The organism is Pseudomonas sp. NFPP24 (genome assembly GCF_900112095.1).
GTDB classification, from domain to species: domain Bacteria; phylum Pseudomonadota; class Gammaproteobacteria; order Pseudomonadales; family Pseudomonadaceae; genus Aquipseudomonas; species Aquipseudomonas extremorientalis.
Genome location: NZ_FOKD01000007.1, coordinates 40,401 through 61,007 on the forward strand (window position 1 = coordinate 40,401; position 20,607 = coordinate 61,007).

Below are 20,607 nucleotides of genomic sequence, written 5' to 3' on the forward strand. Positions count from 1 at the left end.
TAATGTACGCCGCCGCGAGCCTGGGTGATCGGGCTGTGGCGGACATTGACCTGACTGTCGGCACGACTTGTTTTGAATAAAGCCCAAACGCTGTCCACGCGCTATGACCCCCGTGAGCTCTCTGATGAGGAGCTGGTCGCGCGTTCGCACACGGAGCTGTTTCACGTCACTCGCGCGTACGAAGAATTGATGCGCAGATATCAACGCACTTTGTTCAACGTTTGTTCAAGGTATTTGGGGAACGATAGAGATGCGGATGATGTCTGTCAGGAAGTGATGCTCAAGGTGTTGTACGGCCTGAAGAACTTCGAAGGCAAATCGAAGTTCAAGACATGGCTGTACAGCATCACGTACAACGAGTGCATCACGCAGTATCGGAAGGAACGGCGAAAGCGTCGCTTGATGGACGCCTTGAGTCTTGACCCCCTTGAGGAGGCGTCTGAAGAGAAGGCGCCGGCACCCGAGGAGAAGGGCGGACTTGATCGCTGGTTGGTGTATGTGAACCCGATTGACCGGGAAATTCTGGTGCTACGATTTGTCGCAGAGCTGGAGTTTCAGGAAATCGCTGACATCATGCACATGGGTTTGAGTGCTACAAAAATGCGTTACAAGCGTGCTCTTGATAAATTACGTGAGAAATTTGCGGGCGAGACTGAAACTTAGTGCGTGGCAAATATCTCTTACGTGTAGGCAAGTTCTGTTAGACTTGTCGCCGAGTTGTCCCCCGGTTTGTGGGACTGCTTTACAATCACCAGATGGGGATTTAACGGATGAAACTGAAAAACACCTTGGGCTTGGCCATTGGTTCTCTTATTGCCGCTACTTCTTTCGGCGTTCTGGCACAAGGCCAAGGCGCAGTTGAAGGCGAGCTGTTCTACAAGAAGCAGTACAACGATAGCGTCAAGCACATCGAAGACGGCTTCAATCCTGGCGCTCGCATCGGTTACTTCCTGACCGACGACCTGTCCTTGAACCTGTCCTACGACAAGACCAACCACACCCGTTCGAACGACGGTACTGGTAACCAGAAGATCAAAGGCGATACCGGCAGCCTGGTTGCCCAGTATCACTTCGGTCAAGCTGGCGTAGACAGCCTGCGTCCATACGTAGAAGGCGGTTTCGGTCACCAGAGCCGTACCAACGTTCAGGCTGACGGCCACAGCGGTCGCGACCAGACTACTTTCGCTACCGTTGGTACTGGCGTGAAGTACTACTTCACCAACAACCTGTACGCACGTGCCGGTGTTGAAGCTGACTACGGTCTGGACAACGGCAAGTGGGACTACTCCGCACTGGTCGGCCTGGGCGTAAACTTCGGCGGTAACGCTGGCGCAGTTGCTCCAGCTCCTACCCCAGCACCAGCTCCAGAGCCAACTCCAGAGCCAGAAGCTCCAGTTGCTCAGGTTGTTCGTGTTGAGCTGGACGTCAAGTTCGACTTCGACAAGTCGGTTGTTAAGCCTAACAGCTACGGCGACGTGAAAAACCTGGCCGACTTCATGGCTCAGTACCCAGCTACCAACGTAGAAGTTGCTGGTCACACTGACTCCGTAGGTCCAGACGCTTACAACCAGAAGCTGTCCCAGCGTCGTGCTGACGCTGTTAAGCAAGTCCTGGTTAAAGACGGCGTTGCTCCTAGCCGTATCACCGCAGTAGGTTACGGTGAGTCCCGCCCAGTTGCTGACAACGCAACTGAAGCTGGTCGTGCCATCAACCGTCGTGTAGAAGCGTCGGTAGAAGCTACAGCTCAGTAATTACTGAGTGGTAGAAAAAAGCCCGGCTCAGGCCGGGCTTTTTTTCGCCTGGAATTTGCGTCAGGCGCTGACGGCTTGTGCGAGGCAAGCGACTTGCCCAGGGGCTGCCACATGGCCAATCACCAGGATGGCCGGGCTCTTCAAGGCAAATGCCTGCGCATCTGCATACATCCGTGACAACTCGCTGCGGCATTCCCGTTGTTGTGGTAGTGATGCGTTTTCGATCATCGCCACCGGCATATCCGCTGCCATCCCGCCGTCCAGCAATTGCTGGCGAATCTCCTCAAGCTTTGCCACGCCCATGTACACCACCAAGGTCGTGCCACCCTCTGCCAGGGCTCGCCAATTCAAGCTGCTGTCGTCCTGGGTGTGTGCCGTCACCAGGGTCACGCCACGGCTCACCCCGCGCAGCGTCAGCGGAACCGCGCAATTTGTCGCGCCCGCCAGGCCCGCCGTGATCCCGTTGACCAACTCCACCTCGACGCCCCGTTCACGCAGCCACATGGCTTCCTCACCGCCACGCCCGAAAATGCACGGGTCGCCGCCCTTGAGCCGCACCACGCATTTGCCCTGGCGCGCATAGCGCAGCATCAGGCGATGGATAAAGTCCTGCGGTGTCGAGCGACAGCCACCGCGTTTACCCACGGTGATCACCCGTGCTTCAACGCAGTGTTCCAGTACCGCCGGGTTGACCAGGTCATCGATCAGCACCACATGCGCCTCACGCAGGGCGCGTACGGCCTTGAGGGTCAACAGTTCCGGGTCACCGGGACCCGCGCCCACCAACCAGACTTTTGCGCTCATGGATTTTTCCTCGTCCAGGGATGACGTCAGCGGTGAAAGAGTGAGTACAACAGCACTAGATTGATCAACATCGACAGCAGTCCCAGAGTGCGCCAGACCTTCAAGGGTTCACGCTCCAGCAAGGGCTTGGGGCGAATGCTCAGTTCCTGCCGGTCCGCCTGTTCCAGCACACGCAACCATTCTTCGGCGGTTTCGTAACGATGCGCAGGTTGAGCCGCCACTGCCCGGTCCAGGCTGAGGGGTAGCCAATCCGGCAGATCGGGGCGGTAGCGGCTGGCGCTGAAGGGCTGGTTGAACCGGGGCCGTTGGAAGGCTTCGATTTCACCGTAGGGGTAGTGCCCGGTCAGCAGGTAATACAGGCTGACACCGGCACTGTATAAATCCTGTTGGGCCGTAGGCCGGTCGCCATTGAACGCCTCGGGCGCGATAAAGCTTGGTGTGCCGGGCAATGCATGGACGCGGTCTTCCGACAGGCCCGGGCAGTACGCCAGGCCGAAATCCAACACACGCAGTTCGCCGTCATCCCCCAGTAGCAGGTTTTCCGGCTTGATATCGCGGTGCAGGATCTGCCGCCGGTGCAACATGCCCACTGCCCGCAGCAAGCGCTCGGCGATCGACTGCCATTGCGCCAGGGGCAATGGGCCGTGCTGCTGGAACAGTTCGGCCAGGGTCTGGCCGGGGTATTCCCGCATCACGTAGTACAGATGCTGGCGTCCGCTGGCGGCATGGACTTCAGGAAACGCCCGGCCGGCGACGCGTCGTAGAAACCATTCTTCCGCGAGCAAGGCCTGGCCGGCATCGCTGTCATCATCGCGGCTCAGCGGCAGGGTTTTCAGCAGCCAGGGTTGCTGCTGGGCATCCCGCACCCGGTACAGTAACGACTGTCGGCTTTGCGCCAATACGCCTTGCACCTGCCAGCCTTCAAAGTGTTGCCCGGCTTTCAACGGCGGTGGCAGCGGCCATTGCTGCAATTGCACCAGGGCGTCGCCGAGGGTCGCCGCGCCGAGGGTGTCGATACGCACGAGCAGGGCGCTGGCATTGTCCTGGCTACCCGCCAGGTGCGCGGCGTTCACCAGGGTGTTGACCGCCAGATCCAGGTCGGTTTGCTCGCGCAGAATCGAACGGATGCTGTGATCACCCAGGGTTGCCCACACGCCATCACTGAGCAGCAGGAAACATTCGCCTTCGCGCAACTGGCCGTCGAGAAAATCCACTACCAGGTGTTGATCCAGGCCGAGGGCACGCTTGAGCACATGCTCCATGCCCGGCTGCTCCCATACGTGATCCTCACTGAGGCGCTGCAATTCGCCATCCAGCCAGCGATACGCCCGGCAATCGCCGACATGCGCGAGGGTGAAGCGCTGGCCGCGAAACACCAGGGCGCTCAGGGTGGTCAGCAACGGCTGGCCACCGCCATTGGCCTGCAGCCAGCGATTCTGGGCCGACAGCAAGCGTTCCAGGGCCTGGGCCACGCTCCAGGTCTGCGGCGTGGCGTAGTAATCCATGGCCAGCGCCTGCAAGGTCGAGCGCGCGGCCAGGCCGCCGTCGGCGCACTGACTCACTCCATCGGCGATGGCGCACAAGTAGCCTTTGCTCGCCGCCAGTTCGGCCACGGGTGTCACCACCCGCAGTGCGTCCTGGTTTTGCGCCCGAGGGCCGATGGCACTGGCCTGAGCGATGCTCAGTTGCAGGCTCATCAGACCCGTGCAGCCGTCACGGCGGCCGAGCCCCAGGTGGTTCTCCAGCGACGTTTAACGCCATGCAGGCCGAACCAGGCCAATACACCCAGGCTCGCGAACAGCCACAGCGCCATCTGATAGCTGCCGGTGCTTTGCTTGATCGCGCCCATGCCAGCTGCCAGGGCGAAACCGCCAATGCCGCCGGCCATGCCGATCAGGCCGGTCATCACGCCGATCTCACGGCGGAAACGCTGCGGCACCAGTTGGAACACCGCACCGTTACCGGCGCCCAGGCCAAGCATGGTGCAGACGAACAGGGCCAGCGCCGCATAAGAGCTTGGCAGGTTGAAACCCACCGCCGCGATGCAGATTGCTGCCACGCTGTACATGCCCAGCAACGTACGAATCCCGCCGAAGCGGTCCGCCAGCGCACCGCCCAGTGGGCGCATCAGGCTGCCGCCGAACACGCAGGCGGCGGTGTAGTACCCAGCGGTCACCGGGCTCAGGCCGTACTGGTCGTTGAAGTAACCGGGCAGGGCGCTCGCCAGGCCGATAAAGCCGCCGAAGGTCACGCTGTAGAAAAACATGAACCACCAGCTGTCACGGTCGCCCAGGGCCTTTAAGTAGTCGGCCATGGATTTGGCTTTTGGCCGTTCAGGGGCATTGCGCGCCAGCCAGGCAAACACGATCAGCGTCAGCACCAGCGGAATCAGAGCGAAGCCGAACACGTTGCTCCAGCCAAACGCGGCCGCCAACACAGGCGCCAGCAACGCGGCGAACACCGTGCCTGAATTGCCCGCACCGGCGATGCCCATGGCCTTGCCCTGGTGTTCGGCCGGGTACCATTGGGAGGCCAGCGGCAACGCGACAGCAAAGGATGCACCGGCCATACCGAGGAACAGTCCCAGCAGCAGCGCTTGTTCGTAGCTATGGATGCCCAGTTTCCAGGCGCCGAACAGGGCACAGATCACAATCACCTGGCCGATCAGCCCGGCGGTCTTGGGCGACAGCTTGTCCGCCAGCATGCCCATCAGGAAGCGCAGCACCGCGCCCGCCAGGATCGGTGTCGCCACCACCAGGCCGCGTTGTTGGGTGGTCAGGTGCAGGTCGGCGGCAATCTGTACCGCCAGTGGGCCTAGCAGGTACCAGACCATGAAGCTCAGGTCGAAATACAGGAACGCGGCAAACAGGGTCGGGGTGTGCCCGGATTTCCAGAAGCTTGATTTCATCACGCACCTCAACGGTTGGGAGTCTTGTAAGAAGGCCAAAACGAAAAAACGCCGCCACCGGGTTCGCGAGGGCAAACCGGGTGTGCGACGTCTTTGTCGTGGAGGGGCAACCGCCGTTGGCTACCTGTACGGAATACTTAGCAAGAGCTGAGCCAAATCAGCCGAGCAGCTCGCTCATGGCGATAATCTGCTCCGCCACCTGGATCAGTTTCTGCTGGCGGCTCATGGCCTGGCGACGCATCAGGGTGTAGGCCTCTTCTTCGTTGCAGGCCTTCATTTTCATCAGCATGCCCTTGGCCAGCTCGATGCGCTTGCGCTCGGCCAATTGCTGGTCGCGCGCCTGGAGCTGGGCGCGCAAGGCCTGGTCGCTTTCGAAGCGCGCCATGGCCACATCGAGGATCGGCTGCAGGCGCTGGGCCTGGATGCCTTCGACGATGTAGGCGCTGACGCCGGACTTGATCGCCTGGCGCATTACGTTCGGGTCATGTTCGTCGGTAAACATCACGATGGGCCGGGGTTGGTCTCGGCTGACCAATACCACCTGCTCCATCACATCACGGCCCGGTGACTCGGTATCGATCAGGATCACGTCCGGGCGCACCGTTTCGACGCGTGCGGGCAGGTCGATGGTCAGGCCGGACTCATCGATGACATCAAAACCGGCCTCGATCAGCGCCGACCTGAGGCGGCCGACCTTGCGCGGGGTGTCATTGATCAACAGGATTCGCAGCATGGAGATTCTCCTGTCAGCGCCAGGCCTGGCGGTTGGAATCATTGGCCAGGGCATGCAGGCGGAAGCTGCGGGCGTATTCGGTTGGGTTGGAACCGTCCCAGATCTTGCCGTCGATCAGCTGGCTGCTGCGCATGTCCTGGGCCTTTACCGGGATCCCCAGCGCACCTGCCGCCTGACGATACAGCGCCAGTTGCTGCACCTGGCGGGCAACGCCGAGGTAGTCGGGGTCCTCGCGCAACAGGCCCCAACGCCGGAACTGGGTCATGAACCACATGCCATCGGAGAGGTAAGGCAGGTTCACCTCGCCACCGGCGAAAAAACGCAGGGCGTGGGGATCCTGCCACTGGTTGCCCAGGCCATCGTCATAGGCGCCCAGCAGGCGCGGTTCGATGCAGTCGAGCGGGGCGTCGAGGTACTCGCGACCACTGAGCAATTGCGCGGTGGAACGGCGGTTTTCGGTGCTTTCTTCGATAAACCGGCTGGCCTCCAGGATCGCCATCACCAGCACGCGCGCAGTATTGGGGTACTGGTCGACGAACGTCCGGGTGCATCCGAGGACCTTTTCCGGGTGATCCGGCCAGATCGCCTGGCTTGTCGCCAAGGTAAACCCCTGGTTTTGCTTGACTGCGCTGGCGCACCAGGGCTCGCCGACGCAAAACCCGTCAATGCGTCCGGCTTGCAGGTGCGCAACCATTTGCGGTGGCGGGACCACCACACTGTCCACATCCTGCAAGGGGTGAATACCTTGGCTCGCCAGCCAGTAATACAGCCACATGGCGTGAGTACCTGTGGGAAAGGTCTGCGCGAAGGTCAGTTTTGTTCGGCTTTGGTGCACGTGGCGGTCGAGCGCCTCAGGAGTGATCACCCCTTGTCGCTGCAAGCCGTGGGACAGGTTGATGCTCTGGCCGTTCTGGTTGAGCCCCATCAGCACGGCCATGTCGGTGGGCGCGACTCCGCCGATGCCCAGGTGCACGGCATAGATCAGCCCGTACAGGCTGTGGGCGGCGTCCAGTTCGCCGCTGACCAGTTTGTCGCGCAGGTTGGCCCAGGACGATTGGCGCTTGAGGTTCAGGGTCAGGCCGTAGGGTTGAGCGAAGCCCTGGGTGGCCGCTACGACCACCGAGGCGCAGTCGCTCAGGGCCATGAAACCCAGGTCAAGGCTGCTCTTTTCAGGGGCATCACTGCCGTTGACCCAGGCCCGCGGGTCGTTCATCGGGCTGTTGCCGACCGAATCGTTCATCAACACCTACCTTTTCTTTCAAAAAAAAGCGTCGTTCCCTCAGATGGCGGTGTAAGCCAATGCGGGTAACGACGCCTTTGTCCGTAGCGCGCTCCGCCGTTGGCGCGTGCTCTCATGCAGAGTTCGTAGCAAGGCACATGCCACGGGTGGTGAGGCCCGGCTGGCCGTCAGCTTTCCATCAAGATTGAAACCGGGCGGGCTTTCAGTATGGCCGCTCTCTTACTGCCAGACTGCCCAGGAACCCTCACGGTGCACGCCGAATCCCTTGTAACGATGCTCCGTCTCCGGTTTCACCGTTGGTTGTGGTTTGCCGGCCTGTGGTTGGGAAGTGCGCTGGCTTGGGCCGAGCTTCACCAGGTTCGGGATGAAAGCCTGTATACCGTGTTCACTGCGCTGTCGGAGCCGCTGGGGGTGCCCATCGTTGTCAGCCAGGCGGTGGCGCGCAAACGTCTGAGCACCGCACTGGATTTCGATGCGCCGCAACAGGCGTTGGAGGCGCTTGCGCAAGAGCAGGGGTTGATCTGGTACAGCGACGGGCAAGCGCTGCATATCTACGATGCTGACGAGGCAAAGAGCTCTGCGGTGACCTTGCGGCATATTACGGTCGACAAGTTGCGTGGCCTTATGCGCCGCTCGGGTATCGATGAGTCACGCCATCCCCTGCGTGAAAGTGGGGCACGCACATTTTATGTGTCCGGCCCACCTAACTACGTCGATCAGGTGATGCGCCTGGCCCAATTGATGGACCGGCAAAGAGCCGATTTGCGTGTGGGCGCGCAGGCCTTTGGTGTGGTTCAGGTGCTTAACACCGATGTGGCGGACCGTCAGTACGGCGCGCGCGACAACCCGGTTACCGTGCCGGGGATGGCGTCGATGATCGAGACCCTGCTGGCCAGCGAGCACAAGGGGTTGCTGTCCGACAAGAGCCTCGGTGTGATCGCCTACCCGGACAGCAACAGCCTGCTGATCAAGGGCAAGCCGGCCCAGGTGACCTTCATCCAGAAACTGGTGGCTGAACTCGACATACCCAAGCGATCGATCGAAGTGTCGTTATGGCTGGTGGATGTTGAGCGTGACGAGCTGGAAAAACTGGGCCTGGGCAGGGATGAAGACGCCCGGATGTCGACCACGCGAATCCTTGCGCCTCAGGATGACAACCGCGTGATGGCCAGGATCGGTGCATTGGAGCGTCGTCGACGGGCGAAGGTGGTGGCACTGCCCGTGATTCTCACTCAGGAGAACGTCCCGGCGGTGTTTCAGGATAGCCATACCTTTTATCTACCGCCCCCCGGAAACGACCGGACTGACTGGAAACCTGTGCGCTATGGCACTCAGGTCAGCGTATTGCCGCGTTTTTCAGAAGCTAACCAGATCGAAATGCGCCTTGAGATTGAGGAGGGGCGCCAGATGAGTGAGAAGGGGCGGCGTGAAAAAAATACCGCGGTGGGGCAGGTGGGGGTCAACAGTGTGGTGCGTGTGCCCCAGGGCAGGCGTCTGTGGCTGGGCGCGTTTCAACGAGAGGCAGAACGGCGGGCGACTACTCGCCCGGATCAAGTGCGTCTGTTTGTGATTCAGGCCAGGGCCGTGGGCAGTGAGACGCTGGGGCCGGGTGGGGGGGCAGGGCCACCGCCTTTGACGGCAGCGCAATACGAGCGTGTTCAACGTGCGTTTGTACGGCCTGAGCGCGATGTCTCACCGTGAACAAGGTGTTAGCCCGATGCATCTGGAAATTCTTCTTCAGGAACAACTGATCAGCCGCCGGCGCCTGGCAAAGTTTGCGCCCGGGAAGGTGTTGCCTTTGATGCCAGAGATAATCCATTGCGTGGAGGTTCGGGTTAACGGGCAATTACTGGCCTTGGGTGAGTTGGTGCAGTTGGAAGACCGGTTGGGGGTTGAGTTGCACGAGGTTTACCACGCCTGGCTACCTGAAGTTGATGGGTAGCGAAACGTCTTACAGCGTGGTTCCAAAAAAACGCGCGATGTCTGCGCTTTTTCCTAACGTGAGCCTTGAGGCAGGTTTTTATAGTCGTGGCAGGGGCACTTGAACCCGTAATGCAAATGAGGACTTCAATGTCAGTAGTCGGATGCCGAGGTAATCATGGCTGTCATGGATGATGGAGGGACGACGACTTCCCTGGTTTTTGCGCGTTGGACCCTGCACGACGATGGTCGCCTGACCGGTGAGGACGCAGATGTTCAGCTGCCGCCCAAGGAAGGGCTGGTGTTGCGGTTGTTGCTGATGTCCGGTGGCGTGTTGATGACCAAGGATCGCTTGCTGGAGCTGGCCTGGCCGCAGGGGGAAGTTGCCGAAGAGTCGCTGACACGCTGCATTTATTCACTGCGCAAGTACCTTGGCACCGACAAGGGGTTTATCAAGACGATTTACGGTCGGGGGTACCGTTTCATTTGCCCGGTGACGATCGAGGGCCCCTCGTCTGGCCGTATGGACCATGTGTGCTCGGCATGCGGCCATACCCGCAATGGAGTGGCAGGCCGTGGCTAGGTTCTGGAGCAAGGGCTTGGTGTTGGGTGTGATGATGACCGGCAATCAGGCGCTGGCCTATTGCTGGGAGGAGGCGGCCAGCCGCTACAACATCGAGCCCGAATTGCTGCAGGCGATCGCTGCGGTGGAGTCGGGCTTTCGTGCGCACGCGATAAACGATACGAACCGTAATGGCACTCGGGACATCGGCCTGATGCAGATCAACAGCAGCCATTTGCCGCGCCTGCTCGAGCGAGGTATTACCGAGGAGCGGTTGCTCAATGAGCCTTGCCTGTCGGTGGAGGTAGGGGCTTCGATTCTCGCCGAGTTCATCCAGCGCTTTGGCTACAACTGGACGGCGGTAGGCTCCTACAACGCAGGCCCGGGTTCCGGGCCCGCGCGTGAGGCGTTGCGCATGCAATATGCCCAGAAAATCTGGGCGTATTACGAGCAGTTGGTAGCGCACCGCTACTGACGATTGAGGTTCGCGCCTCGCGCGCAACCCGTGACCCCGGCTATAATCGCCGCCACCTTTCGCCGCCATCCGAGTCTAGCCCGCCCATGTATACCCTGGCCCGCCAGCTGTTGTTCAAACTCTCCCCGGAAACCTCCCACGATCTGTCCCTGGACCTGATCGGTGCCGGTGGCCGCCTGGGGCTCAATGGCCTGGTATGCAAGGCACCGGCAAAAATGCCGGTCTCGGTGATGGGGCTCGACTTCCCCAACCCGGTCGGCCTGGCGGCTGGCCTGGATAAGAACGGTGCGGCCATCGATGGTTTTGCACAGCTGGGTTTCGGTTTCGTTGAAATCGGCACCGTGACGCCACGCCCACAGCCGGGTAACCCCAAGCCACGTATCTTCCGCCTGCCGGAAGCCGAGGCGATCATCAATCGCATGGGTTTCAACAACCTGGGCGTTGATCACCTGCTGTCGCGGGTTCAGGCGGCGAAGTACAAGGGCATCCTGGGCATCAATATCGGCAAGAACTTCGATACGCCGGTCGAGCGTGCGGTGGATGATTACCTGATCTGCCTGGACAAGGTCTACGCCCACGCCAGCTATGTCACGGTCAACGTCAGCTCGCCCAATACCCCGGGCCTGCGCAGCCTGCAGTTCGGCGACTCCCTCAAGCAACTGCTCGAAGCCTTGCGCCAGCGCCAGGAAGACCTGGCCGTGCGTCATGGCAAGCGCGTGCCGCTGGCGATCAAGATCGCGCCGGACATGAGCGACGAAGAAACCGTGCTGGTGGCCCAGGCCCTGGTGGACTCGGGGATGGACGCAGTCATCGCGACCAACACCACCCTCAGCCGCGTAGGCGTCGAAGGCCTGGCCCATGGCGACGAAGCGGGCGGCCTGTCGGGGGCGCCGGTGCGTGACAAGAGCACCCATATCGTCAAGGTGCTGGCTGCGGAGCTGGCCGGGCGCTTGCCGATCATCGCCGTCGGCGGTATTACCGAAGGCAAGCATGCGGCCGAGAAGATTGCCGCGGGTGCAAGCCTGGTGCAGTTGTATTCCGGCTTCATCTACAAAGGCCCGGCGCTGATTCGCCAGTCGGTAGATGCCATCGCGGCATTGCCAAAAGCCTGAAAACCATCCATTAAAAAGGGCTCCTGAAAAGGAGCCCCCTGGGCCGAAGCCCGCCGCCCGGATGGGGCGTGCATGGTAAGTCGTTATAAATCCAGAGGTGGTGTCGGAATTAATTGCCCTTGATTAGCCGACGGCGTGAAGTTCGTTGAGTCTGTGGATTCCCGCAGTGCCAGTCATACCGTCCCAGTTGTCGCCGCGTCCTTCTCGCCAGCCGTTGATCCAGGCTTGGCGTACCGACGGTAGAGTAAATGGGCAAAGCTCACGGGATTTGCCATGAACGCCGTATTGATATCCGCGTAAAAATGCTCTTTCCAACGGATCACGCTTAAGTCTTCTCATAGGGTGTTTCCCTCACTTGTTGACTGTCTTGATATCCTTCGGCCTCGTCCGAGACCGGGCAGAGTTTTTCTGCCGTTGGTGGGCTCGCTGCCGGCGTGGCGAGCCGATGTGTCGGCGTCGTTACGGCGCCAACCTGTATTGAGTTCTAACCAATAGGTCACATGGATTCAATGATCGTTTTGTCATAAGCACGTAACGATAACGATGCTATAGCGATAAGCTGGGATGGTTTTTCGCCCCTTTTATTGGGCAAAGCCAGCTATGATGCACCCTGCATAGAGGATGGGTTTAATCCTTTGGTGAGAATGTCCGCCCGTTGCAGTCAGTTATTATTCGACGAAGGGTCGGAATATTTCTTTTTGTTACAGCCAATTGTTTCTCTGCCCCGTCATTACAGGCCCAAAGGCCCGGCAGCCGGGGTGGGACGGCACATTCGTGCCACGCGAGCACTCTTCAAGAAAAGTGCTTGATTGAAAACCGAACCGGCGATGCGTCGCCCGTTCATTTATTGCTGAAAAGCCTGGAATGCCCCATGTCGGACCGTTTTGAACTCTTCCTCACCTGCCCCAAGGGCCTCGAAGGCCTGCTGATCGAGGAAGCCGTCGGGCTTGGCCTTGAGGACGCCCGCGAGCACACCTCGGCCGTGCGCGGCATGGCCGACATGGAAACCGCCTACCGCCTGTGCCTCTGGTCGCGCCTGGCCAACCGCGTGCTGCTGGTGCTCAAGCGCTTCCCGATGAAGGACGCCGAAGACCTCTACCACGGCGTGCTGGACATTGAGTGGGCCGACCACATGGTGCCGGATGGCAGCCTGGCGGTTGAATTCAGCGGCCACGGTTCGGGCATCGACAACACCCACTTCGGCGCGCTGAAGGTCAAGGATGCGATTGTCGACAAGCTGCGCACCCCGACTGGCGAGCGCCCGTCCATCGACAAGATCAATCCGGACCTGCGCATCCATCTGCGCCTGGACCGTGGCGAAGCGATCCTGTCCCTCGACCTGTCCGGCCACAGCCTGCACCAGCGCGGTTATCGCTTGCAGCAGGGGGCGGCACCGTTGAAGGAAAACCTGGCGGCCGCGATCCTGATTCGTGCCGGCTGGCCGCGCATCGCCGCTGAAGGCGGCGCGCTGAGTGACCCGATGTGCGGCGTGGGCACCTTCCTGGTGGAAGGCGCCATGATCGCTGCCGACATGGCCCCCAACCTGAACCGCGAGCTGTGGGGTTTCACCACCTGGCTCGGTCATGTCCCGGCGCTGTGGAAGAAGCTGCACGCCGAAGCCGCTGAACGCGCCGCCATCGGCATGAACAAGCCGCCGCTGTGGATCCGTGGCTACGAAGCCGATCCGCGCTTGATCCAGCCTGCGCGCAATAACATCGAGCGGGCCGGCCTGAGCCACTGGATCAAGGTGTACCAGGGCGAAGTAGGCACCTTCGAACCGCGCCCGGACCAGAACCAGAAAGGCCTGGTCATCTGCAACCCGCCGTACGGCGAGCGCCTGGGTGACGAAGCCAGCCTGTTGTACCTCTACCAGAATCTCGGCGAGCGTCTGCGTCAGGCGTGCATGGGCTGGGAAGCCGCAGTGTTCACCGGCGCGCCGGACCTGGGCAAGCGCATGGGCATCCGTAGCCACAAGCAGTATTCGTTCTGGAACGGCGCGTTGCCGTGCAAGTTGCTGCTGATCAAGGTCAACCCGGACCAGTTCGTCACCGGCGAGCGTCGTACCCCGGAACAGCGCCAGGCCGAGCGTGAGCAAGCTACCTACGATCAGGCCCCGGCCGAGCCGCAAGAGCGCCAGTACAACAAGAACGGCAACCCGATCAAACCCGCTCCGGCCCCGGTGGTCGAGCAGGCGCGCCTGAGCGAAGGCGGGCAGATGTTTGCCAACCGCCTGCAAAAGAACCTCAAGCTGCTGGGCAAGTGGGCCAAACGCGAAGGCGTGGATTGCTACCGCGTGTACGATGCCGACATGCCGGAATACTCCATGGCCATCGACCTGTATCACGATTGGGTGCATGTACAGGAATACGCGGCGCCCAAGTCCATTGACCCGGAAAAAGCCTCCGCGCGTATGTTCGATGCGCTGGCGGCCATTCCCCAGGCGCTGAACATCGACAAGAGCCGCGTGGTGGTCAAGCGCCGTGAGCGTCAGAGCGGTACCAAGCAGTACGAGCGCCAGAGCGCCCAGGGCAAGTTCACCGAAGTCAGCGAAGGCGGCGTAAAGCTGCTGGTCAACCTCACCGACTACCTGGACACCGGCCTGTTCCTCGACCACCGCCCGATGCGCCTGCGCATCCAGAAAGAGGCAGCCGGCAAGCGTTTCCTCAATCTGTATTGCTACACCGCCACCGCCAGTGTGCATGCGGCCAAGGGCGGCGCGCGCAGCACCACCAGCGTCGACCTGTCCAAGACTTACCTGGACTGGGCACGCCGCAACTTGTCCCTCAACGGCTTCTCCGACAAGAACCGTCTGGAGCAGGGTGACGTGATGGCCTGGCTGGAGGCCAGCCGCGATGAGTTCGACCTGATCTTCATTGACCCGCCGACCTTCTCCAACTCCAAGCGCATGGAAGGTATCTTCGACGTGCAGCGCGACCACGTGCAGTTGCTCGACCTGGCCATGGCGCGCCTGGCGCCGGGCGGCGTGCTGTACTTCTCGAACAACTTCCGCAAGTTCGCACTGGAGGACAACCTGAGCGAACGCTACGCGGTCGAGGAAATCAGCGACAAGACCATCGACCCGGATTTCGCACGCAATGCGAAGATCCACCGGGCATGGAAAATCACCGCGCGCTGAACACGGCTGTCAATCAGGCCGCAAGCCTGGATTATTCCGGGTTTGCGGCTTTTTTACGCTGGTCAAATTCAAGGCCGGTGGCTATAACTTAAGGCCAAGCCAAAGTGACACCCCCCGCACGCTGGCGCTGTGAGTGTTGCCTATGCCGTTGCAAGCCGTACGCCCGAAAATCCTAGGCTTTATCAGTGAGCAGGCGTCGGCTTGGCTGGTGGCATTGGTGGTGTTGCTGGCAGGGTTTGCCTTGACGGCTGTTGTGGCCTGGGCGGCCGCCGACCTCTATCAGCAGCAGGTGCGCCAACGCTTTCAGTTGTTGGTCAACGAACGCTACACCCGCCTGCAGGAACGCTTCGACGACCAGGAACAACGCCTGAACAGCCTGCGGCGTTTCTTCGTCAACTCCGATGACGTGTCCCGCGAAGAGTTTGACGGTTTTGCCCAGCCCTTGTTGCTGCGCGCGCGCGCTTACTCCTGGGCGCCCCGGGTGTATCGCGAACAGCGCGGTCAGTTTGAGCAAGCCGTGTCCGCGCAGCGCGGCACACCTTTCGTGATCTGTGAGTTGAATTCCACGGGTGAGTTGGCCCCTGTGCCCGAGCGCGATGAATACGTACCGGTACTGTACAGCCAGACCCAAAGCCTGTTGGGCGCACCCCTCGGCTTTGACCTGCTGGCCCAGCCCCTGCGGCGTTCGGTGCTTGAGCGTGCGCAAAACACCGGCAAGCTGGCGGTGTCCCAGCCCATGCAACTGGTGGGTGTGGAACCGGACTATGCCACCGGGGTTTTATTGGTCGCGCCGGTCAGTCATTTGCCCACCTCCGACCAATCCCAGAATGAGCCCTACGGCTATGTCATGGCGGTGATCAGCATGCGCCAACTGGTGGCCGACGGTTTGCCCAAGCCGGACCGCGACAACCTGGTGATGCAGATCGTCGACACCTCCGACGTGCAAAAGCGCGTGCTTTTCGAGTCCGGCAATGCCGTGGCCAGCGGTGATCTGGTCGGGGCGCGCCGCCTCACACTGGGTGACCATGTGTATGCCCTCACACTGCGTCCGAGCCAGGTGTTCGACCAGGCCAACCACTCCTCGTTGAGCACGATCCTGACCATGGGCGGCCTGCTCAGCCTGTTGCTCAGCGCCTTGCTCTATGTGCTGGTCAGCCAACGCCAGCGCGCGCTGAAACTGGTGGAGCAGCGCACGGCGCAGTTGCGCCTGCGCGAGCAGGAATTACGCGGCGCCCACGGCCAATTGCGCAGTGTGCTGAATGCCGCGACGCAGGTCGCGATCATTGCCACCGACCTGCGCGGTGTCATCAATACCTTCAATGCCGGTGCCGAGCAGATGCTGGGGTTCAAGGCCGAGCAGGTGGTGGGCACGCACACCCTGGAAAGCCTGCACCTGGCGTCGGAACTGGAAGCGCGTTCCGCCAGCCTCAGTGTAGCCTTGGGCAAACGCATCCCGGCAAGCCAGGCGATGCTGGTGGAAAGCCCCGACAACCTGCACCAAGCCCGCGAGTGGACCCTGGTTCGTGAGGATCACAGCCAACTGACGGTAAACATGCTGGCCACCGTGTTGCTGGACGACCATGGTTTGTGGATCGGTCACCTGGCGATTTACCTGGACATTACCGAACAAAAGCGCGCCTACGAGGCATTGGCGGCCAGGGATCGGCTGCTCAAGAAACTCAGCGCCCATGTGCCCGGCGGCATCTTCCAGTTCACCCTGGAGCCTCAAGACAACTGGAAATTCATCTACGCCAGCGACGGCATGCGCGATATCTATGAAATCGAGCCCGGCGTGCTGCAGCAGGATGCGAAGAAGGTCTTCGAGCGCATCCACCCGCTGGATGCGGAGCGGGTACGCGCATCGATCCGCTTGTCGGCGTTGCAGTTGAGCCATTGGCGGGAGGAGTACCGGGTGCTCTTGCCGCAACGCGGACTGCGCTGGATTCGCGGCGAAGCGACGCCGGAAGAGTTACCCGGAGGAGGGACGCTGTGGCATGGCTACGTGTCGGATATTTCCGATCTGAAGCGGGTGGAGGAAGAGCTGCGTGCACTCTCCATCACCGACTCCCTGACCGGGATCCACAACCGCCGCTATTTCCAGGACCGCCTCAAGGCCGAGATGGTCAGGCTCAACCGCACCTCGGGGGCCTTGTCGGTGATCATGCTCGATATCGATCACTTCAAGCGCATCAACGACCAGCATGGGCATGCCGTCGGCGATGGGGTATTGCAGGAGTTGTGCAAACGCATCAGCCAGCGCCTGCGCCGCACCGATGTGTTCTGCCGCCTGGGTGGCGAGGAGTTCATGGTGCTGTGCCCGCACACCGATGGTGCTCAGGCCTACAGCCTGGCGATGGAATTGTGGGCGTCGTTGCGCAGCGTGCCGATGGAGCCGGTCGGTATTGTCACCGCGAGCTTCGGCGTGGCCAGTTGGCGGGTGGACGAAGGTATCGATGGGCTGCTGCTGCGCGCTGACTCGGCCGTGTACGTGGCCAAGCAGGCGGGCAGGGATCGGGTGGAAGCGCAGTCGGTTTGCTGACTGGCCCCGTCGTGGTGAGCGGGCTTCTGGGGTGAGCGGACAAGCCCGTTCACCCCAGTATGTTTCAGAGGGCCGGTGCTGCCGCAGCCACCTTCGGCTGGCGGTACAGGTCGAGCAACACCTGATCCAACACCGACGAAGCACCCCATGGCTTCGGGTCGTTGAGGATAGCCACCACGGCCCAGGTATTGCCGTTGTTGTCGCGGCTGAACCCGGCGATGGCGCGCACGGTGTTCAGGGTGCCGGTCTTGATGTGGGCTTCGCCGCGCATGGCGGTGGTCTTCAGGCGTTTGCGCATGGTGCCGTCGGTGCCGGCAATCGGCATCGAACTGATGTACTCGGCAGCGTAGGGGCTTTTCCACGCGGCTTGCAGCATGGCCGCCATCTCGCGGGCGCTGACCCGTTCGGCGCGGGACAGGCCTGAGCCGTTCTCCATCACCAGGTGCGGCGCGGTGATGCCTTTCTTCGCCAGCCACTGGCGCACCACGCGTTGCGCAGCCTTGGCATCGTCGCCATCGGCGTCGTTGCGGAACTGCGCGCCCAGGCTCAGGAACAACTGCTGGGCCATGGTGTTGTTACTGTATTTGTTGATGTCGCGGATAATTTCCGCCAGGTCCGGCGAAAAGGCCCGGGCCAATACCTTGGCATCCTTGGGCACCGGTGCCTGGATGTCACGGCCCTGGATGGTGCCGCCCAGTTCCTTCCAGATCGCCCGGACGGCGCCGGCGGTGTAGGTGGCGTGGTCCAGCAGCGACAGGTAGGTCTGCGAACTGCAGCCATCGGCCAATTGGCCGCTGACCGTTACCGTCACGTTGCCGTCGGCGGCGGTGACCGGGTTATAGCGTACGTCGCCGGTGCACTGCTTGGCGTTGGACACCTTGACCTGGTTGTCGATACGGATGCTGGCAATCGGCGGCTCGACCGATACCAGTACCCGGCCCGAATCATTGCGGGTCACGAAGCGCAGGGCCTTGAGGTTGACCAGCAGCGCGTCCGGCTTGACCAGGAAGGGCTTGTTCTCGTCGTTGCCGTCGTCGTTGAATTCCGGCAACAGCGGCTGGTTGAAGAAGCTGCGGTCCAGCACCAGGTCACCAGTGACTTGCTGCACGCCGTTGGCGCGCAGGTCGCGCATCAGCAGCCAGAGTTTTTCCATGTTCAGCTTGGGGTCGCCGCCACCCTTGAGGTACAGGTTGCCGTGCAACACGCCACCGCTGAGGGTGCCGTCGGTGTAGAACTCGGTTTTCCATTGGTGGTTGGGGCCGAGCATTTCCAGCGCCGCATAGGTGGTGACCAGCTTCATGGTCGAGGCCGGGTTCACTGAGACATCGGCGTTGAAAACGGTCGGTGTACCGGGGCCGTTCAGGGGAATCATCACCAGGGACAGCGCGGTGTTTTGCAGCTTGGCTTTGGCGAGTGCCTGCTGAACATTCGGTGGCAGGGTATTGTTGACGGGGGCTGCGGAGGTGGAAAAGGCCAGCGGAAGGAGAAGACCGGCGAGCAAGACGGAACGCAAAGATTTGATCATAAGAAGTAAAACCCTACTGCTGAGGAGGGTGAAAAAGGCGAGGGGTAAATAAGAAAAATCCCTCAATAGTCATGAAAGTGTCGGCATTATGCCCCAAGGTTGATCCACTTGTAGCTGAACGATAGCTGGTATTGCGCGTTTTTTTTAGCGCCATTGTGCCGCCTGTCCCAGAGAGTCGGGCAATCGCCGCCTTAAACTGCTAAAGTGCCGCCCGTTATTACTTATGAGGATTGTTCCAATGGCGACTAACCGTTCCCAGCGTCTGCGCAAAAAACTGTGCGTTGATGAATTTCAAGAGCTGGGTTTCGAACTGAACCTGGACTTCAAAGAAGGCCTGAGTGAAGAAGCTATCGACGCTTTCCTCGAAGCATTCATCAAAGAAGCCATGGAAGCCAATGGTCTGGGCTACGTCGGCGGCGATGACTACGGTCTGGTTTGCCTGCAGAAGCGTGGCTCGGTCTCCGAAGAGCAACGTGCTGCCGTTGAGGCCTGGCTGAAAACCCGTTCCGAGCTGACCAAGGCTGAAGTCAGCCCGCTGCTGGACGTGTGGTATCCGGAAAAGCCGATCAACGCGGCTAAGTGATACTGAAAAAACGGCGACCCCAGGGTCGCCGTTTTTTTATGCCTTGCGCCAATTCAGAATCAGCAGCGTCAACACCCCCGCCACAATCCCCCAGAACGCCGACCCGATGGAAAACAGCGTCAGGCCAGACGCCGTGACCATGAAGGTGATCAGCGCCGCTTCACGTTCCTTCGGCTGATTCATGGCGATGCTCAGGCCATTGATGATCGAGCCAAACAGCGCCAGCGCCGCGATCGACAGCACCAGTTCCTTGGGCAAGGCTGCGAACAGCGCCGCCAAGGTCGCGCCGAATACCCCGGCAATCCCGTAGAACACCCCGCACCACACGGCTGCGGTATAGCGCTTGTTGCGGTCTTCATGGGCATGGGGCCCGGTGCAGATCGCTGCGCTGATGGCGGCCAGGTTGATGCCGTGGGAGCCGAACGGCGACAACACCAGCGATGCCAGCCCGGTGGCGGTGATCAGCGGCGAGGCCGGCACGTTGTAGCCGTCGGCCCGCAGCACGGCGATGCCGGGCATGTTTTGCGAGGTCATCGCCACCACGAACAACGGGATGCCGATGCTGATGGTCGCCGCCAGCGAAAAGTGCGGCGTGGTCCATACCGGCGTCGCCACTTCCAGGTGGAAACCGCTGAAGTCCAGCAGCCCCATCAACCCCGACAGCGCGGTGCCGATCAGCAGCGCGGCCAGCACCGCATAACGCGGCGACAGGCGCTTGATCACCAGGTAGGTGAAGAACATTCCCAGCACCAGCCCGGTGCGATGCTGCGCGGCGACGAAGATCTCGCTGCCGATCTTGAACAGGATGCCCGCCAGCAGGGCCGCCGCCAATGACGCCGGGATACGCTTGACCAGTTTTTCAAAGCTGCCGGTCAAGCCGCAGATCGTCACCAGCACCGCGCAGGTGATGTACGCGCCGATGGCTTCGCCGTAGCTCACACCGCCCAGGCTGGTGATCAGCAGCGCGGCACCTGGCGTCGACCAGGCAATGGTGATGGGGGTGCGATAACGCAGGGACAGGCCGATGCTGCACACCGCCATGCCGATGGAGATCGCCCAGATCCATGAGGAAATCTGCGCCGTGGTCAAACCGGCGGCTTGCCCGGCCTGGAACATCAGGACCAGGGAGCTGGTGTAGCCGGTCATCATGGCGATGAAGCCGGCGACGACGGCCGAGGGTGAAGTGTCGGCCAGCGGGCGCAGAGGCGCTTGGGCGGCATCGGTCATGAACAGGTGTTCCTTTTACCAGGGAAGTTGCGGATTCAAGCCTAAACTCAAACGCAGCGACCCATTGCAATACAGCCGACGCCGCAAACAGC

General features: G+C 61.2%; 18 protein-coding genes. 10 read left to right on the forward strand and 8 right to left on the reverse strand.

Annotated elements, in window-relative coordinates:
* Nucleotides 1-72: 72 nt before the first annotated feature.
* Both sigX and BM026_RS16280 read left to right on the forward strand, forming a co-directional pair.
* On the forward strand, nt 73-663 hold the full coding sequence (gene sigX, locus BM026_RS16275; RefSeq protein WP_010208495.1) for an RNA polymerase sigma factor SigX: 591 nt from the start codon (nt 73-75) through the stop codon (nt 661-663).
* A gap of 107 nt (nt 664-770) precedes the next feature.
* Nucleotides 771-1,751 carry an OmpA family protein gene (locus BM026_RS16280; RefSeq protein WP_071491405.1) on the forward strand — a complete coding sequence of 327 codons (981 nt, stop codon included), beginning with the start codon at nt 771-773 and terminating at the stop codon, nt 1,749-1,751.
* Between the two features lie 60 nt (nt 1,752-1,811).
* On the opposite strand, the gene cobA is transcribed toward BM026_RS16280, so the two are convergent.
* The 5 genes from cobA to BM026_RS16305 form a co-directional block, all read right to left on the reverse strand.
* Entirely contained in the window at nt 1,812-2,555 is a 744-nt protein-coding gene (gene cobA / locus BM026_RS16285; protein ID WP_093529347.1) for a uroporphyrinogen-III C-methyltransferase, read from the reverse strand.
* A gap of 26 nt (nt 2,556-2,581) precedes the next feature.
* Nucleotides 2,582-4,252, reverse strand: a complete 1,671-nt coding sequence (locus tag BM026_RS16290; protein WP_093529350.1) for a bifunctional protein-serine/threonine kinase/phosphatase — start codon at nt 4,250-4,252, stop codon at nt 2,582-2,584.
* Nucleotides 4,252-5,463 carry a nitrate/nitrite transporter gene (locus tag BM026_RS16295; RefSeq protein WP_071491402.1) on the reverse strand — a complete coding sequence of 404 codons (1,212 nt, stop codon included), beginning with the start codon at nt 5,461-5,463 and terminating at the stop codon, nt 4,252-4,254. The genes BM026_RS16290 and BM026_RS16295 overlap by 1 nt, the downstream gene beginning before the upstream one ends.
* A 157-nt stretch (nt 5,464-5,620) precedes the next feature.
* Nucleotides 5,621-6,196 (reverse strand): ANTAR domain-containing response regulator, encoded by a 576-nt coding sequence (locus tag BM026_RS16300; RefSeq protein ID WP_071491401.1) that lies wholly within the window; start codon nt 6,194-6,196, stop codon nt 5,621-5,623.
* 13 nt (nt 6,197-6,209) lie between these two features.
* Nucleotides 6,210-7,436 (reverse strand): CmpA/NrtA family ABC transporter substrate-binding protein, encoded by a 1,227-nt coding sequence (locus tag BM026_RS16305; protein WP_092242727.1) that lies wholly within the window; start codon nt 7,434-7,436, stop codon nt 6,210-6,212.
* A gap of 273 nt (nt 7,437-7,709) precedes the next feature.
* Between BM026_RS16305 and sctC the strand changes: the two genes are divergently transcribed.
* The 5 genes from sctC (at nt 7,710) to BM026_RS16330 (ending at nt 11,505) form a co-directional block, all read left to right on the forward strand.
* A complete protein-coding gene (gene sctC, locus BM026_RS16310; RefSeq protein WP_093121988.1) occupies nt 7,710-9,137 on the forward strand; it encodes a type III secretion system outer membrane ring subunit SctC in 1,428 nt (475 codons plus the stop codon).
* 16 nt (nt 9,138-9,153) lie between these two features.
* Nucleotides 9,154-9,378, forward strand: coding sequence for a FliM/FliN family flagellar motor switch protein (locus BM026_RS16315; RefSeq protein WP_092242733.1), 225 nt, complete (start codon nt 9,154-9,156; stop codon nt 9,376-9,378).
* Nucleotides 9,379-9,534: 156 nt separating this feature from the next.
* Complete coding sequence (locus tag BM026_RS16320) at nt 9,535-9,939, forward strand: winged helix-turn-helix domain-containing protein (RefSeq protein ID WP_092242736.1); 405 nt, start codon at nt 9,535-9,537, stop codon at nt 9,937-9,939.
* On the forward strand, nt 9,932-10,393 hold the full coding sequence (locus tag BM026_RS16325) for a transglycosylase SLT domain-containing protein (RefSeq protein ID WP_092243316.1): 462 nt from the start codon (nt 9,932-9,934) through the stop codon (nt 10,391-10,393). The genes BM026_RS16320 and BM026_RS16325 overlap by 8 nt, the downstream gene beginning before the upstream one ends.
* An 86-nt stretch (nt 10,394-10,479) precedes the next feature.
* Nucleotides 10,480-11,505, forward strand: a complete 1,026-nt coding sequence (locus BM026_RS16330) for a quinone-dependent dihydroorotate dehydrogenase (protein WP_071491396.1) — start codon at nt 10,480-10,482, stop codon at nt 11,503-11,505.
* Between the two features lie 123 nt (nt 11,506-11,628).
* Here BM026_RS16330 and rmf read toward each other — a convergent pair whose 3' ends face one another.
* On the reverse strand, nt 11,629-11,844 hold the full coding sequence (gene rmf / locus BM026_RS16335) for a ribosome modulation factor (RefSeq protein WP_002553055.1): 216 nt from the start codon (nt 11,842-11,844) through the stop codon (nt 11,629-11,631).
* A 532-nt stretch (nt 11,845-12,376) separates the two neighbouring features.
* Here rmf and rlmKL point away from each other — a divergent pair.
* Both rlmKL and BM026_RS16345 read left to right on the forward strand, forming a co-directional pair.
* Nucleotides 12,377-14,641 carry a bifunctional 23S rRNA (guanine(2069)-N(7))-methyltransferase RlmK/23S rRNA (guanine(2445)-N(2))-methyltransferase RlmL gene (rlmKL, locus tag BM026_RS16340; RefSeq protein ID WP_093514058.1) on the forward strand — a complete coding sequence of 755 codons (2,265 nt, stop codon included), beginning with the start codon at nt 12,377-12,379 and terminating at the stop codon, nt 14,639-14,641.
* Between the two features lie 142 nt (nt 14,642-14,783).
* Nucleotides 14,784-17,180, forward strand: coding sequence for a sensor domain-containing diguanylate cyclase (locus BM026_RS16345; protein ID WP_093529353.1), 2,397 nt, complete (start codon nt 14,784-14,786; stop codon nt 17,178-17,180).
* Nucleotides 17,181-17,244: 64 nt separating this feature from the next.
* Here the strand turns inward: BM026_RS16345 and dacB are convergent, their stop codons facing one another.
* A complete protein-coding gene (gene dacB / locus BM026_RS16350) occupies nt 17,245-18,705 on the reverse strand; it encodes a D-alanyl-D-alanine carboxypeptidase/D-alanyl-D-alanine endopeptidase (RefSeq protein WP_093514056.1) in 1,461 nt (486 codons plus the stop codon).
* Nucleotides 18,706-18,943: 238 nt separating this feature from the next.
* On the opposite strand from dacB, the gene BM026_RS16355 reads away from it, so the two are divergent.
* Nucleotides 18,944-19,288, forward strand: coding sequence for a YggL family protein (locus BM026_RS16355; protein WP_010208515.1), 345 nt, complete (start codon nt 18,944-18,946; stop codon nt 19,286-19,288).
* 36 nt (nt 19,289-19,324) lie between these two features.
* On the opposite strand, the gene BM026_RS16360 is transcribed toward BM026_RS16355, so the two are convergent.
* The gene (locus tag BM026_RS16360) at nt 19,325-20,515 is read right to left on the reverse strand and encodes a benzoate/H(+) symporter BenE family transporter (RefSeq protein ID WP_093529356.1); all 1,191 of its coding nucleotides are present in this window, start codon (nt 20,513-20,515) and stop codon (nt 19,325-19,327) included.
* Between the last annotated feature and the right edge of the window lie 92 nt (nt 20,516-20,607).